Annotated in this window: 15 protein-coding genes; 8 read left to right on the forward strand and 7 right to left on the reverse strand. The window is 76.1% G+C overall.

Going from position 1 to position 15,639, the window contains the following annotated elements; all coding sequences use genetic code 11:
• Positions 1-95 precede the first annotated feature (95 nt).
• Complete coding sequence (locus tag ACI8AF_RS13245) at positions 96-1,253, forward strand: LLM class flavin-dependent oxidoreductase (RefSeq protein WP_456540181.1); 1,158 nt, start codon at positions 96-98, stop codon at positions 1,251-1,253.
• Positions 1,250-1,879 (forward strand): FMN reductase, encoded by a 630-nt coding sequence (locus ACI8AF_RS13250; protein ID WP_456540182.1) that lies wholly within the window; start codon positions 1,250-1,252, stop codon positions 1,877-1,879. The genes ACI8AF_RS13245 and ACI8AF_RS13250 overlap by 4 nt, the downstream gene beginning before the upstream one ends.
• A gap of 300 nt (positions 1,880-2,179) precedes the next feature.
• On the opposite strand, the gene ACI8AF_RS13255 is transcribed toward ACI8AF_RS13250, so the two are convergent.
• Positions 2,180-3,019, reverse strand: a complete 840-nt coding sequence (locus tag ACI8AF_RS13255; RefSeq protein ID WP_456540183.1) for an alpha/beta fold hydrolase — start codon at positions 3,017-3,019, stop codon at positions 2,180-2,182.
• A gap of 47 nt (positions 3,020-3,066) precedes the next feature.
• Between ACI8AF_RS13255 and ACI8AF_RS13260 the strand changes: the two genes are divergently transcribed.
• A complete protein-coding gene (locus ACI8AF_RS13260) occupies positions 3,067-3,834 on the forward strand; it encodes a TetR/AcrR family transcriptional regulator C-terminal domain-containing protein (RefSeq protein WP_456540184.1) in 768 nt (255 codons plus the stop codon).
• Positions 3,835-3,897: 63 nt separating this feature from the next.
• Here the strand turns inward: ACI8AF_RS13260 and ACI8AF_RS13265 are convergent, their stop codons facing one another.
• Both ACI8AF_RS13265 and ACI8AF_RS13270 read right to left on the reverse strand, forming a co-directional pair.
• Positions 3,898-5,472 carry an FMN-binding glutamate synthase family protein gene (locus ACI8AF_RS13265; protein ID WP_456540185.1) on the reverse strand — a complete coding sequence of 525 codons (1,575 nt, stop codon included), beginning with the start codon at positions 5,470-5,472 and terminating at the stop codon, positions 3,898-3,900.
• A 20-nt stretch (positions 5,473-5,492) separates the two neighbouring features.
• Entirely contained in the window at positions 5,493-6,419 is a 927-nt protein-coding gene (locus ACI8AF_RS13270; protein ID WP_456540186.1) for a hypothetical protein, read from the reverse strand.
• Positions 6,420-6,505: 86 nt separating this feature from the next.
• On the opposite strand from ACI8AF_RS13270, the gene ACI8AF_RS13275 reads away from it, so the two are divergent.
• Complete coding sequence (locus ACI8AF_RS13275; protein ID WP_456540187.1) at positions 6,506-7,474, forward strand: sulfotransferase family protein; 969 nt, start codon at positions 6,506-6,508, stop codon at positions 7,472-7,474.
• Here the strand turns inward: ACI8AF_RS13275 and ACI8AF_RS13280 are convergent.
• The gene (locus ACI8AF_RS13280; RefSeq protein ID WP_456540188.1) at positions 7,465-8,799 is read right to left on the reverse strand and encodes an MFS transporter; all 1,335 of its coding nucleotides are present in this window, start codon (positions 8,797-8,799) and stop codon (positions 7,465-7,467) included. The genes ACI8AF_RS13275 and ACI8AF_RS13280 overlap by 10 nt on opposite strands.
• A 132-nt stretch (positions 8,800-8,931) precedes the next feature.
• Here ACI8AF_RS13280 and ACI8AF_RS13285 point away from each other — a divergent pair, with 132 nt between their 5' ends.
• Complete coding sequence (locus tag ACI8AF_RS13285) at positions 8,932-9,570, forward strand: TetR/AcrR family transcriptional regulator (protein ID WP_456540189.1); 639 nt, start codon at positions 8,932-8,934, stop codon at positions 9,568-9,570.
• Position 9,571: 1 nt separating this feature from the next.
• Here the strand turns inward: ACI8AF_RS13285 and ACI8AF_RS13290 are convergent, their stop codons facing one another.
• Positions 9,572-10,951: an MFS transporter gene (locus ACI8AF_RS13290; protein ID WP_456540190.1), complete on the reverse strand. Its 1,380-nt coding sequence runs from the start codon at positions 10,949-10,951 to the stop codon at positions 9,572-9,574.
• 136 nt (positions 10,952-11,087) lie between these two features.
• On the opposite strand from ACI8AF_RS13290, the gene ACI8AF_RS13295 reads away from it, so the two are divergent.
• Positions 11,088-11,486: a cupin domain-containing protein gene (locus ACI8AF_RS13295; RefSeq protein ID WP_456540191.1), complete on the forward strand. Its 399-nt coding sequence runs from the start codon at positions 11,088-11,090 to the stop codon at positions 11,484-11,486.
• Positions 11,487-11,516: 30 nt separating this feature from the next.
• Positions 11,517-14,351 (forward strand): FAD-binding and (Fe-S)-binding domain-containing protein, encoded by a 2,835-nt coding sequence (locus ACI8AF_RS13300; RefSeq protein WP_456540192.1) that lies wholly within the window; start codon positions 11,517-11,519, stop codon positions 14,349-14,351.
• On the opposite strand, the gene ACI8AF_RS13305 is transcribed toward ACI8AF_RS13300, so the two are convergent.
• Entirely contained in the window at positions 14,317-14,727 is a 411-nt protein-coding gene (locus ACI8AF_RS13305; RefSeq protein WP_456540193.1) for a VOC family protein, read from the reverse strand. The genes ACI8AF_RS13300 and ACI8AF_RS13305 overlap by 35 nt on opposite strands.
• A 49-nt stretch (positions 14,728-14,776) precedes the next feature.
• Between ACI8AF_RS13305 and ACI8AF_RS13310 the strand changes: the two genes are divergently transcribed.
• Entirely contained in the window at positions 14,777-15,193 is a 417-nt protein-coding gene (locus ACI8AF_RS13310; RefSeq protein ID WP_456540194.1) for a hypothetical protein, read from the forward strand.
• A 105-nt stretch (positions 15,194-15,298) separates the two neighbouring features.
• On the opposite strand, the gene ACI8AF_RS13315 is transcribed toward ACI8AF_RS13310, so the two are convergent.
• Positions 15,299-15,631, reverse strand: a complete 333-nt coding sequence (locus ACI8AF_RS13315; protein WP_456540195.1) for a DUF6204 family protein — start codon at positions 15,629-15,631, stop codon at positions 15,299-15,301.
• Positions 15,632-15,639: the final 8 nt, after the last annotated feature.

Raw genomic sequence — 15,639 nt, forward strand, 5'->3', positions numbered from 1 at the left:
GCCGGTGGGTGCGGCAGACTCGGGAATGACCACGGGGCCGCCGCGGTTCTGGTGGGCGAAAGTAGTTGCGCTCTCAACTAGCAACGGAGACGGTCATGCAGTTCGGCATCTTCTCGGTCAGCGACATCACGACCGACCCGACCAACGGGCGCACCCCCACCGAGGCGGAGCGGATCAAGGCGGTCCTCACGATCGCGAAGAAGGCCGAGGAGGTCGGGCTCGACGTCTTCGCCCTGGGCGAGCACCACAACCCGCCGTTCTTCTCGTCCTCCCCCACCACGACGCTGGCGCACATCGCGGCGCAGACGTCGACCCTGCAGCTGTCGACGGCCACGACGCTGATCACCACCAACGACCCGGTGAAGATCGCCGAGGACTACGCGATGCTGCAGCACCTCGCCGACGGCCGCGTCGACCTGATGATGGGCCGCGGCAACACCGGCCCGGTCTACCCGTGGTTCGGCCAGGACATCCGCAACGGCATCGAGCTCGCCGTCGAGAACTACGCCCTCCTGCGCCGGCTCTGGCGGGAGGACGTCGTGGACTGGTCGGGCAGGTTCCGCACGCCGCTGCAGGGCTTCACCTCCACGCCGCGGCCGCTCGACGGCGTCCCGCCGTTCGTCTGGCACGGTTCGATCCGCAGCCCGCAGATCGCCGAGCAGGCGGCGTACTACGGCGACGGCTTCTTCCACAACCACATCTTCTGGCCGCCGGAGCACACGCAGCGGATGGTCGAGTTCTACCGCCGCCGCTTCGAGCACTACGGCCACGGCGGCGCCGACCAGGCCATCGTCGGGCTGGGCGGGCAGGTGTTCATGCGCAAGAACAGCCAGGACGCCGTCGACGAGTTCCGGCCCTACTTCGACAACGCGCCGGTCTACGGCCACGGACCGTCGCTGGAGGACTTCAGCCGCGAGACCCCGCTGACCGTCGGCAGCCCGCAGCAGGTCATCGAGCGCACCCTCGGGTTCCGCGACTACGTCGGCGACTACCAGCGCCAGCTGTTCCTCGTCGACCACGCCGGCCTGCCGCTGAAGACGGTGCTCGAGCAGCTCGACATCCTCGGCGAGGAGGTCGTGCCCGTGCTGCGCAAGGAGTTCGCCGCCCTCAAGCCGGCGCACGTGCCCGACGCCCCGACGCACGCCTCGCTGGTGGCCGCGGCCGGCGGCGCCAAGGACGCCACCGTCTACGCCGCCGGCGACGACGTCACCGGCCAGGTGCGCGAGGAGGCCGAGGAGGTGGAGGTCCGATGACGACCCGCACGCTCGCCGTCGTCAGCGCCGGGCTCTCGGTCCCGTCGTCCACCCGGCTGCTGGCCGACCGGCTCACCACCGCCACGGTGGAGGCGCTGCGCGAGCGCGGCGTCTCCGCCACGGTGGAGGTCGTCGAGCTGCGCGAGCACGCCCGCGACCTGGCCGACAACCTGGTGACCGGCTTCCCGAACGCCGCCCTGCGCTCGGCGGTGGAGACGGTGACCGGCGCCGACGGCCTGATCGCCGTCACGCCGATCTTCTCCGCCTCCTACAGCGGGCTGTTCAAGACGTTCTTCGACGTCCTGGACAAGGACGCGCTGATCTCCAAGCCGACGCTGCTGGGCGCCACCGCCGGCACCGCCCGCCACTCGCTGGCGCTGGAGTTCGCGGTGCGCCCGCTGTTCGCCTACCTGCGCGCGGTGGTCGCGCCGACGGCGGTCTTCGCCGCGAGCGAGGACTGGGCCGGCGGGGATGGCGTCAGCCGCGCCCTGGGCGAGCGGGTCCGCCGCGCCGCGGGCGAGCTGGCCGACCTGATCGCCGGCCTGCCGACCGCACCCCCGGCCGACGCGCTCGAGGGCCCGTTCGGCGGCACCCCGTCGTTCGAGGAGCTGCTCCGCGGCAACTGACCGCGCGTCGGGAGGCCCGGCCGGGGTATGCAACCCCGGCGACAGCTCCCCGCAGCCCGACGGGGCGCCTGCAGGCGACCGAAGGAGCCGGCTCCGTGGAGTCCCGGATCGAGATCAGCTGGACGTGCACGCCGTGCCAGGTCGGCGGCCAGGACGCACCGGGCAGCGGCGGCGCCCACCCCCGGTGCTGGAACTGCGGTGGACCCGTCGTGGTGACCGCCCCGCCCCCCGCGGCCAGCCTGCCCGTCCGGCCCCCCATCGGCTGGTCCTGACCGGACGAGTGGCCCGGGGCGCGGACCGTCAGCCCCGCAGCACCTCGTCGAGCCACGGGCGCAGCACCGGGAGGACCGCGCCGGCCTGCATGGCGCCGGTGTGGTCCAGCCCGTCGAGCAGGCGGACGGTCCACCCGGCCGCCGTCAGCTCGGCGGCGCAGCCGGCCAGCCGCGGGCCCATGTCCACCCGCACCCCGCCCCAGCGCTCCTCGTAGTCGATGACGTCGGCGGTGCCGGCGAAGGCCAGCCGCGGGCAGCGCACCCGCGGCAGGGCCGCCCGGTCGTCGAAGTTCTGCAGCGCCTCGTAGAGCGTGCGGAACTGACGGGCCTGCGGCTCGCTCAGCCCCACCTCGGCGGTCGACCAGTCCCCCGGCTCGGCGGCGGGCGCGGGCTCCGCCCGGGGCGCGGCGGCCAGCGCGTGGGTCGCCGCCGTCACCGCCAGCATCTCCGCGTACGGACCGCCGAGCGGCGGGAACCCGCCCATCGCCAGGGCGGTCAGCCGGTCGGTGCGGACGGCGAGCTGCAGGCCGGCCAGGGCCAGCCACGAGTAGCCGTAGAGGGCGAAGCGGTCGGCACCCACCGCGTCGGCCACCGCCAGCAGGTCGGCCACCACCGCCTCCGGCGTGAGCGCGTCCGGCCGCGGGTGGGCCAGCACGTGGGCCTCGTAGCCGAAGGCGACGACCCGGTACCCGTCGGCCAGCCCCCGCAGCAGGCTGCGGCCGAGCTCGGGATCGGTGCCCCACGCCCGCATCGCGTCGGCCTGCTCCCCCTCGGCCGCGCGGGGGTCCACCGGCAGCAGCACGACCGGCCCCTCGCCCCGCACCTCCACCTCGATCCCGGCTCCGCCGGGCAGCCCGATCGTCCGCACGAGCTAAACTCTATACGCGATAAACAGTTCCAGCGGCGGGAGGGCACGTGGTCCGGGGTGGGCAGGGCGACGCCGAGACGACGCTGCGGCTGCTGTGGCGGCGGCCGGGGCCGGGCGGGCGCCGCGGCCCGCGGCCGGCCCTGACCCTCGACGACGTGGTCGCGGCCGGGATCGCCGCCGCCGACGCGACCGCCGGCGCCGACGTGAGCCTCCGGCAGGTCGGCGAGCGGCTCGGCGTCACCGCGATGGCGCTCTACACCTACGTGCCCGGCAAGGCCGAGCTGCTCGACCTCATGCACGACGCGGTGCACGCGGAGGCCGAGCTGCCCGGCCCGGGCGGCGACTGGCGCGCCGCCGTCCGCACCTGGGCCGCGGAGCTGGTCGCCGTCCACGTCCGCCACCCGTGGACGCTGCAGCTCTCCTTCGCCCGGCCGGTGCTGGGCCCGCACGAGCAGGCGGTCCTCGAGTCGCTGGTGCGGGTGCTGCGCGCCGGCGGCCTGCCGGCCGCGTCGGCCCGACCCGCGGTGACCGCGCTCTACCACCTGGTCCGCGGCACCGCGGAGACCGTGGCCGACGCCCGGCGGGCCGCCGCCGAGGGGCCGGACGAGCAGCGGTGGTGGTCCGAGCGGGCGGCCGCCCTCGCCACCGTCGTCCCCGACCACGCCGAGCGGTTCCCGGCCACGGCCTGGCTGGCGACCGCCCCGGCCCCGGTCCGCCCCGACGACGGGACCTCCTGGCCCGAGGCCGCCGCCCGCCATGCCCTCGACGCCGGGATCGACCTCCTCCTCTCCGGCCTGTCAGCCGACGATGTCTGACCGTCGGCTTCCGCGCCCCGCTCCGCTCCTCGCTCGTTCCTCGCTGCGCTGCTCACGGGGCTGTCAGCCGACGGCGGTGGGTGACGGCGGCGCGCTGCCGCCCTTCGACCCCTCCCCCGTCATCAGCCGCACGATCGCCGCCCGGTCCTCCGCCGACGGCAGCCCCCAGCCCGGCTCGTACTCGTACACCTCGCCCAGCGGCCGCGAGGCCGTCCGCCCGGTGAGCACCTCCACCGCCGAGGTGTCGATCAGCCCCGGGTGCTCCACGCCGCATGCCTCGGCCACCTTGAGCAGGTCGCGGCGCAGCGTGGCGATGTAGGTGGCCGCGCGCACCGACTTCAGCGCCGGGTCCAGGCCGTGGGCCAGCCACGCGTTCTGCGTCGCGACGCCGGTCGGGCAGGTGTCGGTGTGGCACTTCTGCGCCTGGATGCAGCCGATGGCCAGCATCGCCTCGCGGGCGACGTTGACCAGGTCGCAGCCGAGCGCGAAGGCGACGATCGCGTTGTCCGGCAGCCCCAGCTTGCCGCCGCCGACGAACACGACCTGCTCGGCCAGCCCGGCCCGGGCGAAGACGGAGTAGACGCGGGCGAAGCCGAGCTGGAAGGGCAGCGACACCGAGTCGGTGAAGATCAGCGGCGCCGCCCCGGTGCCGCCCTCCCCGCCGTCGATCGTCACGAAGTCCACCCCGCGGCCGGTCGTCGCCATGAGCTCGGTGAGCTCGTGCCAGAAGGCCATGTCGCCGACCGCCGACTTGATCCCCACCGGCAGCCCGGTCTCGGCGGCCAGCAGCTCGACCCAGTCGAGCAGGCTGTCGGGGTCGGAGAACTCGGCGTGCCGCGACGGGCTGATGCAGTCCACGCCCTCGGGCACCCCGCGGGCCTCGGCGATCTCGGCCGACACCTTGGCCGCCGGCAGCACGCCGCCCAGGCCGGGCTTGGCCCCCTGGCTGAGCTTGACCTCGATCGCCCGCACCGGGGCGCCGGCCACCAGGTCCTTGAGCCGGGCCAGGTCGAAACGGCCGTGCTCGTCGCGGCAGCCGAAGTACGCCGTGCCGATCTGGTAGACCAGCTCGCCGCCGTGCCGGTGGTGCACCGAGATGCCGCCCTCGCCGGTGTTGTGCAGGCAGCCGGCCAGCGCGGCGCCGCGGTTGAGCGCCTCGACCGCGCGGCCGGACAGCGAGCCGAAGCTCATCGCGGAGATGTTGACGACCGACGCGGGCCGGAACGCCTGCACCCGGCCGCGGGCCGCGCCGAGCACCTTGGCGCACGGCAGCCGCACGTCCGCGCCGGCGTGCACGCTCGTGGCCGGCACCGCCCGGCCGAACGTGCGGTGGTTGATCACGGGGTAGCCGGCGGTGTACTCGAGGTCGTTGTCGGTGCCGAAGCCGAAGTAGTTGTTCTGCTTCTTCGCCGAGGCGTACACCCACCGCCGCTGGTCGCGGGTGAAGGGCCGCTCCTCGTTGTTGCCGGCGACCAGGTACTGGCGCAGTTCGGGGCCGATCGCCTCGATCAGGTACCGGGCGTGCCCGATCACCGGGAAGTTGCGCAGCAGCGTGTGCTCGCGCTGCACCAGGTCGCGGGCGGCGACGGCGCCCAGGGCGGAGAGGCCGGCTGCTGCGGCTCGTGTGACCCAGCTCATAGGCGCAGTGTGCGCCGTCCTCACGCAGCCAGCAGCACGGTCCGCAGGTCGTGCGCGCCGTCGGCGCGGGTGGCCTCGTAGAACCAGCGGGTGGAGCCGTCGGGCAGGCCGACGGCGTCGGCGTAGCGCAGCCCGCCGGGCGCGTGCGGGCTGGTCAGCAGCGGCCCGCCGGGGTCGGCGGCGAAGCGGCCGCCGTCGGCCCGCGCCAGCCCGGTGCGCTCCTCCCAGTTCTCCGCCGCGCTCGCCCGGCCGTCGTAGAGCGCCCAGGTGGCCGGGTCGTCGGCGCCGCCGGGCCCGAGCTGCACGGCCGCGACGCGCACCCCGCGGGCGTCCCACGTGCCCGGCGTGCCGGCCAGCGCGGTGCCGCGGTGCGTCCACGTCCGCCCGTCGGGGCTGGTGGCGTGCTCGGTGGTCATCCGGTCGGTCGCGTCGGGGTCGTCGAGCGGGTGCACCGACGCCCACAGGTGCCACTCCCCGCCCGACCGGCGGACCACCGGGTCCTTCCACGCCTGGGTGTCGGTGCACGGCAGCACGGTCTCGGCGGCCGCGTCGCCGAGGCCCTCGACCGATGCCGCCTCCAGCAGGTCGATGCGCCAGCCCTTGGTCCCGGGCAGCGCGCAGCTGACGTAGAGCCGCCAGCGGCCCTCGGGCGTGCGCACCAGCGCCGGCCGCTCCAGCGACTCGGCGCCGAACCGCGCCGACGACAGGGTGGTCACCGGCTCGAAGTGCACCCCGTCGGACGACCGGGCGACGACGTTGCCGTACCCGCGCCCCTCGCCGATCGGCCGGCGCAGCCGGTAGGCCAGCCACCAAACGCCGTCGACCAGCAGCGCCGACGGCGCGCCCGCCCAGGCGCCGGGGCGGGGGTCGTCGGGCTCGGCGACCACGGCGGCGTCGTCCCAGAAGCGGTCGAGGTGCGCGAGCAGGGACGACGGACTGGTGGACAACGCGGACGACCCTCCCCGTGGCGGAGCCCCCACCCTAACCACGCCCCATTCCTCACCAATCCGGTGGTGTTGGTAGAAATAGCGCCATGGCGGAGCGGTTGCCCCAGTTCTTCATCGCCGGCGCCCCCAAGGCGGGGACGACGGCGCTGCACGCCGCGCTGGCCACCCACCCCGGCCTGTACCTCTCGCCGGTCAAGGAGCCGAAGTTCTACCTCACCGGCGGGCGCCCGCCCGAGCGCGCGCAGCAGCGCGGCCCCGGCGACGCGCACAGCGCCCGCGAGTGGATCTGGCGCCGCGAGCGCTACCTGGCGCTGTTCGCCGGAGCACCGGCCGACGCCGTCCACGGGGAGAGCACGCCGTTCTACCTCTACGACCGCCGGGCGCACGCCCGGATCGCCGCCGACGTCCCCGACGCGCGGTTCGTGCTCGTCGTCCGCGACCCGGTCGACCGCGCCGTCTCGAACTGGGTGCACCTGCGGGCCGACGGCCTGGAGCCGGAGGCCGACGTCCTGGCCGCCGTCCGGGCCGAGGAGCGGCGCACCGCCGAGGGCTGGGCGCCGTTCTGGCACTACCGGGGGCTGGGCCGCTACGGCGAGCAGCTCCGCGACCTGCGCACCCGCTTCCCGCGGGAGCAGGTGCTGCTCCTGCGCTACCGCGAGCTGGTCGACACCCCGCAGCAGACCCTCGACCGGGTCGCCCGCTTCCTCGGGGTGGCCGAGGGCGTCGCGCACGCCGTCCCCCCGGAGAACGTGAAGCCGTACGTGGCCGACGGGACGCGCTACCGGCTGCTGGCCCGCGCGGCGCGGGCGGGGGCGGCGCTCGGCGCCCTCGCGCCGCCGCAGGTGTGGCGGCAGGCGAGCCGGCCGCTGCTCGCCGCGCTGCACGCCGGGCGGACGCAGCGCCCGCCGCTGCCGGTGGAGGTCCGCCGGGAGGTGCTGGCCCCGCTGCTCGAGGACATCGCGCTGCTCGAGGAGCTCACCGGCGAGTCGTTCGCCGACTGGCGCTCCGACACCGGGAGGGGCGACTTCCGCTCCCGGGCCACCGCTCAGCGGTAGGCCGAGCCCCCGCGCAGGCGGGCGCCGACGGCGATCCGGAGCGGCACGAGCACGATGCCGTCGCGCGCCATGCGGGCGCGCAGCTGCCGGCGGTGCCGCACCACGCCGGCCAGGCCGATCGCCCAGAACAGGTACTGCACGGCGAAGGCGGCGCGGAAGGCGTCGAGGTCGTAGCCCGTGGAGCCGCCGGGCGTGAGCAGGTCGAGCACCGCGCCGACGGCGAGGATGGTGAGCAGCGAGGCGACGAAGCCGCCGACGTTGACCACGCCGCTGGCGCTGCCCATGCGCTCGGCCGGGTTCTCGGTGCGGGCGTAGTCGAAGCCGATCATCGAGCCCGGCCCGTTGGTGCCGAGGACGACGACCAGCAGCACGAGCAGCCACAGCGGCGCCCGGCCCGGCCAGAGCAGGACGACGGTCCAGATCGCCGCGGTCGCCATCAGGATCGTGAACACCAGGTTGGAGCGGCGCAGCGGCCAGTGCCCGCACAGCCGGCCCAGCAGCGGCCCGACGGCCATGCCGACCAGGACGAGCAGCGTCAGCAGGGCCGCCGCCGTCCCGGGGGCGAGGCCCTGGCCGAGGACCAGGAACGGGTAGCCCCACAGCAGCGCGAAGACCGTGCCGGAGAACTGGGTGACCAGGTGGGTGTAGAGCCCGATGCGGGTGCCCGGCTCGCGCCAGGTGTCGGCCAGGCTGCGGCGCACCTCGGCCAGGCCGGCCGGCGCCGGGCGGAGCGTGCCGGGCGGGGCGTCGCGCAGCGTGGCGAGCACGAGCGCGGCGGCGAGCACGCCGACCGCGGCTGCGCCGAGGAACGTGCTCTCCCAGGACACCGCGTGCAGCAGCGCCACCAGTGGGTAGGCCGCGGCGATCTGACCGACCTGGCCGAGGATGCCGGTGAGCTGGGTGACCAGCGGCACCGTGCGGCCGGGGAACCACAGCCCGACGACGCGCAGCAGGCTGATGAAGGTCATCGCGTCACCGGCGCCGATGAGCACCCGGGCCACCACCGCCGTCGGCACGTCGGTGGCCACCGCCAGGACGAGCTGGCCGGCGGCCATGGTCAGCCCGCCGGCGACGATGAGCGCCCGGGAGCCGAACCGGTCGAGGGCGACGCCCACCGGCACCTGCATGGCGGCGTAGACGGCCAGCTGCAGCACCAGGAACAGCGAGATCGCCGACGCGCCGGCGGAGAACCGCTCCTGCGCCTCGACGGCGGCGACGCCGAGGGAGCCGCGGTGGAACACGGCCACGGCGTAGGCGAACAGGCCGACCAGCCAGACGGCGTAGGCGCGGGCCGGGGCGCGGGTCGGGGCGGTCGCCGTGCTCACCCCATGGACGACGCCCGGGCACCCCTGTCGCCTTCCGGGCACGGACCGTGACCTTGCCCACGCTCCGCGCGATCCCGGCTGTTCACCCCGCGGAGAGGCCCCGGACCGGTCGTGCCCGTTATCGTGCCGGAGGTGGGCGCTACCGTCGCAGCAGCTCCCGTCGACGACCCGGCCGTGGACGACGGGCATCGACGCGGCCGGATCCTGCGCGCGCTCGCCGTCTGCATGGCGGAGAAGGGCTACGCCGCGACCACGATGTCCGACATCGCCCGCGTGGGGCAGGTGTCGAAGACGGTCGTCTACGCGCACTTCCGCGACAAGGAGCAGTGCCTGCTCGAGCTGTACCAGCGGGCGACCGACTCGGTGCTCGAGACGGTGCGGCGGGCCCAGGACGACGCCCGCGCGGCGCGGCTGCCGTGGCGGGAGCGGGTGCGCTCCGGCGTCGCCAGCTACCTCGCCGCGCTGTCGGCCGGGCCGGCGGTGGCGTGGGCCGCGCTGGTGGAGGTGCAGGCGGCGGGGCGGCCGGCGCTGGCACTGCGCCGCGCGGTGGTCGACCGCTACGTCGACCTGCTCGACGAGGTGGCGCGCGAGCTCGGCGAGGCGCACCCCGACGAGGTCCGGCCGGTCAGCCGCGAGCTGGTGCTCGCCGCCGTCGGCGGGATCAACGAGCTCATGCTGGCGCGCGTCGAGCGCGGCGAGGCCGAACGCCTGCCCGAGGACACCGACGTCGCGGCGGCCGTGCTGATCGGCCTGCTCGAGCGCCGCCGCTGAGTCAGGCGCGCGCGGGGCGCAGCAGCAGCACGGTCAGCGCCCCGGCCGCGCCGACCGCGGCCGCACCGAGGGCGGCGGCGTTCCAGCCCGCGGTGACGTCGGTGCCCGTGCCGACCACGAGGACGACGACGGTGACGCCGACCGCCGCGCCGACGTAGCGCGCGGTGTTGTTCGCGCCGCTGCCCATCCCGGCACGGGCCGGCGGCACGTGGGCGACGGCCTCCCGGCCGAGCGCCGCGTTGGCCGCCCCGTAGCCGACACCGAGCACCACGAGGCCGGGCAGGAACCGCAGCGCCGACGCGCCCTCGTCGAGAACGGCGAGCCCGGCCAGCCCGGCGGCGGAGAGCGCCAGGCCGCCGGCGAGCAGCACCCGCCCGTCCAGGCCCGGCACCAGCCGGACGGCGAGCGCGGTGGCCGTGGAGACCGCCGACCAGACGAGCACCAGCAGCGTGACGGCGAGCAGGCTCTCCCCCAGCCCGCGCTGCAGCACGCTGGGCAGGTAGGACATCACGCCCACGACGGCGGCGCCGGTGACCAGCGCCCCGGTGCTCGCGGCGACGAACCCCCGGACGCGGAACAGCGCCAGGTCGACCAGCGGCTCGCGGGTGCGCGCCTGCACCACCAGGAACCCGGCCAGCAGGACGGCGGCCACCGCCAGCACGACCGCGGCGGTGGCGCCGCCGCCCGGCGACCGGGTCTCGACCAGCCCGGCGAGCAGGCCGGCCAGCGCGCCGACCAGGAGGACCGTGCCGGCGACGTCGACCCGCCGGTGCCGCCGCGCCGCCGGCGGCGGGAGGACGCGCAGCGCGACGCCGGCACCGAGCACCGCCAGCGCGGCGGCGACCAGGTGCGTCGTCCGCCAGGCGGTGCCGTGGTCGAGGACGACGGTGGCCAGGCCGCCCACCCCGGTGCCGGCGCCGACGGCGGCGCCCCAGACCGCGGCGGCCCGCGACCGGGCGGGACCGGCGGGGAAGGCCTGCGAGACCAGCCCCAGGGTCGCGGCCAGCACCGCCGCCCCGCCCACGCCCTGGACCAGCCGGCCGGCGACGAACAGGCCGGTGCTCCCGGCCAGGCCGGCGACCGCCGCCCCCGCGCCGAGCAGCGCCAGCCCGGCGGCGAAGACCCGCCGGTGGCCGAGGTCGTCGGCCGCCACCCCGGCGACGAGCAGGGCCGCCGCGAGCCCGACGCTCATGCCGCTGAGCAGCCAGGCCTGCCCGCCGGGCCCGGAGCCGAACTCGGCCGCGGTGCGCACACCGGTCGCGAGCGGGGTGACGAACGCGGCGAGTACCAGCACCGTGCTCGCGGACACCACCGCGAGCGTGCGGCCCGGCGCACCGGGAGCGGCCTCGGACGGGGCGGGGAGGGCGTCGGCGCGCGGCACGGGAGGACGGTAGCGGGTGTCGGTACGGGAATCAAACCGCTCGGTGGTCGCCCGACCGGGGAGCCGAGGACTAGTGGACGCGATCTTGGGATAGGACTGCCGCGACCGAGCTCAGGGAGACGAGAGGAAAGCGCTGATGGCGAGCGTCATCCACTACACGATCGCGACCGAGGCCGAGAAGAGCGCGGACTTCCGCCGCGTGCTCTGGACCGGCGAGCACACCCAGCTGGTGATCATGACCATCCCGCCGGACGGGGAGATCGGCGAGGAGGTGCACGAGGTCGACCAGATCCTCACGTTCGTGAGCGGCACCGGGGAGGCCCGCGTCTCCGGCAGCACCAAGAAGGTCGCGCAGGGTGACCTGGTCGTCGTCCCGGCCGGGACGAAGCACAACTTCCTCAACACCGGCGAGAACCCGCTGATCCTCTACACCGTCTACGGCCCGCCGGAGCACGCCGACGGCGCGGTGCACAAGACCAAGGAGGAGGCCGACCGGCTGGAGGAGGAGGGCAAGGACGAGCCGCCCACCGGATAGCCGCACCGGTCGCCTGCGAGACTCCTCCCCGTGGGGGACGACCGCGAACTGATCGATGCCCTGCGCCGGGCCGGGGTCGACGACGTCGACGGCTCCGGACTGGCGCGGGCGCTGTACTCCTCCGACGGCTCCCTCTACCGCGTGCTGCCGCGCGCGGTCGTCCGGCCGCGGCACCCCGACGAGGTCGTGGCCACGCTGGCGGTGTGCCGGGAGCTCGGCGTCCCGCTGACCGCGCGCGGCGCGGGCACCTCGATCGCGGGCAACGCCGTCGGGCCGGGCGTCGTCCTCGACACCAGCCGGCACCTGCACGGGATCCACCGGATCGACGCCGACGCCGGGACGGCGGTGGTCGACCCCGGGGTGGTGCACGCCGCGCTGCAGGCGGCGGCCAAGCCGCACGGGCTGCGCTTCGGCCCCGACCCGAGCACGCACAACCGCTGCACGGTCGGCGGGATGATCGGCAACAACGCCTGCGGCTCGCGCGCCCTCGGCTACGGGCGGACGTCGGACAACGTCGTCGCCCTCGACGTCGTCACCGGCGGCGGCGAGCGGCTGTCCCTCGGGGCGGGCGCCACGGGCGGGGTGCTCGACCGGCTGCGCGACCTGGTGGCCGGGGAGCTCGCGACGATCCGCACCGAGCTGGGCCGCTTCGGCCGGCAGGTGTCGGGCTACTCGCTGGAGCACCTGCTGCCCGAGCGCGGCGCCGACGCCGCGCGGGCGCTGGTGGGCAGCGAGGGCACCCTGGGCCTGGTGCTCGGCGCGACGGTGCGCCTGGTCGCCGACGCCCCGGTGCGCGGCCTCGTCGTCCTGGGCTACCCGGCGATGGCCGACGCCGCGGACGCCACACCCGGCCTGCTCCGCCACGGGCCGACGGCGGTGGAGGGGCTGGACGCGCGGATCGTCCAGCGGCTGCGCGACGTCCCCGCCGCGGTCGTGCCCGACCTGCCCCGCGGCGAGGGCTGGCTGGTCGTCGAGCTCACCGGCGACACGGTGGCGGAGGTCGAGGCGGCGGCGCGGCACGTGCTCGCCGACGCCGGGGCGCTGGACTCCCTGGTGGTCACCGACGTCGCGCACGCCGCGGCGATCTGGCGGATCCGGGAGGACGGCGCCGGGCTGGCCGCGCGCACCCCCGACGGCCGGCCCGCGCACGCCGGGTGGGAGGACGCCGCCGTCCCGGTGGAGTCGCTGGGCGGGTACCTGCGCGGCTTCGAGGAGCTGCTCGCCGGGCACGGGCTGCAGGGCGTGCCGTACGGGCACTTCGGCGACGGCTGCCTGCACGTGCGCATCGACTTCCCGTTCGGGCGGGAGCCCGACCGCGGCCGCCGGGCCTACCGCGCCTTCATCGAGGACGCCGCCCGGCTGGTGGCCGCGCACGGCGGCTCGATGTCGGGCGAGCACGGCGACGGGCGGGCGCGCAGCGAGCTGCTGCCGGTCATGTACTCCCCCGCCGCGATCGCGCTGTTCGAGCGGGTCAAGGGGTTGTTCGACCCCGACGACGTGCTCAACCCCGGGGTGCTGGTGCGCCCGGCGCCGTTCGACGAGGCGGTGCGGGTGACCGAGGCGCCCCGGCGGCGCACCGGGCTCGCCTTCGCCTACCCGCACGACGGCGGCGACTTCTCCTCGGCGGTGCACCGCTGCACCGGCGTCGGCAAGTGCCGGGCCGACCTGCAGGCAGCCGGCGGGGTGATGTGCCCCTCGTGGCCGGCCACCCGCGAGGAGAAGGACACCACCCGCGGGCGGGCGCGGGTGCTGCAGGAGATGCTGGCGCCCGGCGGGCCGGTGCGGGACTGGCGCTCGGCGGAGGTGCACGAGGCGCTGGACCTCTGCCTGTCGTGCAAGGGCTGCTCGCGGGACTGCCCGACCGGCGTGGACATGGCCACCTACAAGGCCGAGGTGCTGCACCAGTCCTACCGCCGGCGGCTGCGCCCGCGGTCGCACTACACGCTCGGGCAGCTGCCGCGGTGGGCCGACGTGGCCGCGCGGGTGCCCCGCCTGGCCAACGCGCTCATGGGCTCGAGGCTCGGCGGCGCGGTGGCGAAGTGGTCGGCGGGGATGGACCAGCGCCGCGAGGTGCCGCCGTTCGCCCGGGAGACGTTCCGCGCCTGGTGGGCCGACCGCCCGGCCGCGTCCGGCCAGGGCCGCCCGGTGGCGCTGTGGGTGGACTCGTTCACCGACCACTTCGCCCCCTCGGTGGCGCAGGCCGCGGTGACCGTGCTGGAGGACGCCGGCTACCGGGTGCAGGTGCCGGGCGCCGACACCTGCTGCGGGCTGACCTGGATCACCACCGGCCAGCTCGACGCCGCGCGGCGGATCCTCGGCCCCACCGTGCGGGCGCTGGCGCCGCTGGCCGAGGCGGGCGTGCCGATCGTGGGGGTGGAGCCCTCGTGCACCGCGGTGCTCCGCGGCGAGGCGGTCGACCTCCTCGACGACCCGGCCGCGGCGGCGGTCAAGGCGGCGACGCGGACGCTGGCCGAGCTGCTCGCCGACACCCCGGGCTGGGCGCCGCCGTCCCTGACCGGTCTGGAGGTCGTCGCCCAGCCGCACTGCCACCACGCCGCCGTGCTCGGCTGGGCGGCCGACGAGCGGCTGCTGCGCGCGGCCGGCGCGACGGTCACGCGGCTGGGCGGGTGCTGCGGGCTGGCCGGCAACTGGGGCGTGGAGCGCGGCCACCACGACGTATCGGTGGCGATCGCGGAGCAGCAGCTGCTGCCCGCGGTCCGGGACCTCTCCTCCGACGCCGTCGTGCTGGCCGACGGGTTCTCCTGCCGGACCCAGCTCGACCAGCTGGCCGGCCGCCAGGGGCTGCACCTGGCCGAGCTGCTGGCCGGGGTCAGCCCGGCGGATCGAGCTCCTGGAAGACGGTGATGTGCAGCCCGGCCGGGGCGTCCAGCCGTGCGTTCAGCGAGCGCCAGGGCGTCTCGGTCGGCGGCGCCACGACGTCGGCACCGGCGCCGGCCAGCTCGCCGGTCACCTGCGCGGAGTCGTCGACCTCGAAGGCGACGCGCATCCGGGGCGCGACCTGGCGGCCGACCTCGACGTCGTCGATGTAGCGCTTCTGGGCGGGGTTGGCCAGCTCCAGGGTCGCCCGGCCGGCGTCGAGGATCGTCACGTGCGCGCCGCCGTCGGCCGCGAACGCGCCCTCCTCCGGCATGCCGAGGACGTCGCGGTAGAAGCGGACGGCCTGCTCGTAGTCCTCGGCCTCGACGACCAGCCGCAGCTGGCGCACCCTTCCCTCGGTCACGGGTCGGGAGTCTGGACCATGCCGGTGCCGCGGATCTACCGTTGGCGACGTGCCCGAGTGGCTCACCGTCGAGGTGCTCGACGCCGAGGCGTTCCCGGCGTCGATGTGGCAGCACGCCCACGGCAACGACCTGGTCGAGGCCGCGGTGACCAACGGCGCCCTGTACTGGGAGTGGCACGAGACCCGGTGGGGCGTCGTCCTGGAGCTGGTCTTCCCCGACGACGAGCGGCTCGAGCGCTACCGCGCCCTGCCCGCCGTCCGGGCCTCGCTGGACGCCGTCCCCGACCGGGTGCACGGCCTGCTCGTCTACCGCGGGCGCGGTGGCGGCGCCGGGGCGTCGGTCCCCCGCCGGCCGCGGCCGAAGCCGGTCGCCGGCTCGGCGGAGTGGCCGCGCGACGACGACATCCGCTTCCTCTCGGCCGAGCGCGGCCGCACCGACCTGCCCGAGGACCTCAGCTCGACCTGAGGTGGGCGGCGGGTGCTGCAGCGCCGGGCACCGAGATGCGCACGGGGGTCGCTTCGACGGGCCCCGTCACAGCACCGAGGCGGATCCCGGCGTGGGGACGTGCCCTCAGCGCCGAGCTCTGATCTTCACGTCGTCCACGCAGGTCACGGTCGACCGCAGGTTGCGGTAGCCGAGCCCGGCGGCGTCGAGGTGCTCGATCGCGGCGAGCTCCCCGGCGGTGTGCGCCTCGTCCTCCTCGGCCGGCCCGGCGGGCACCCGCACGAGCACGCGGTGGGAGAAGGCGGCCAGCCGCTCGTCGTAGGTGAGGGTGCCCGCCTCGGTGAACCGGGCGAGGAACAGGTCGTGCTCGGCGGCCTCGGCGCGCAGGCGGCTGCGGGTGGCCTCGTCGAGGCCGTCGAAGGTGCCGCGGACGATGACGCGGTAGGTGCGGTCGGACACGGCGGGGG

Source organism: Blastococcus sp. SYSU D00669, from assembly GCF_054050715.1.

Excerpts from the sequence above, each read along its gene's own strand:
- ACI8AF_RS13245 (WP_456540181.1), top strand. The coding sequence starts at position 96 with ATGCAGTTCGGCATCTTCTCGGTCAGCGACATCACGACCGACCCGACC.
- ACI8AF_RS13250 (WP_456540182.1), top strand. The coding sequence starts at position 1,250 with ATGACGACCCGCACGCTCGCCGTCGTCAGCGCCGGGCTCTCGGTCCCG.
- ACI8AF_RS13295 (WP_456540191.1), top strand. The coding sequence starts at position 11,088 with ATGGCGAGCGTCATCCACTACACGATCGCGACCGAGGCCGAGAAGAGC.
- ACI8AF_RS13265 (WP_456540185.1), bottom strand. The coding sequence starts at position 5,472 with ATGAGCTGGGTCACACGAGCCGCAGCAGCCGGCCTCTCCGCCCTGGGC.
- ACI8AF_RS13275 (WP_456540187.1), top strand. The coding sequence starts at position 6,506 with ATGGCGGAGCGGTTGCCCCAGTTCTTCATCGCCGGCGCCCCCAAGGCG.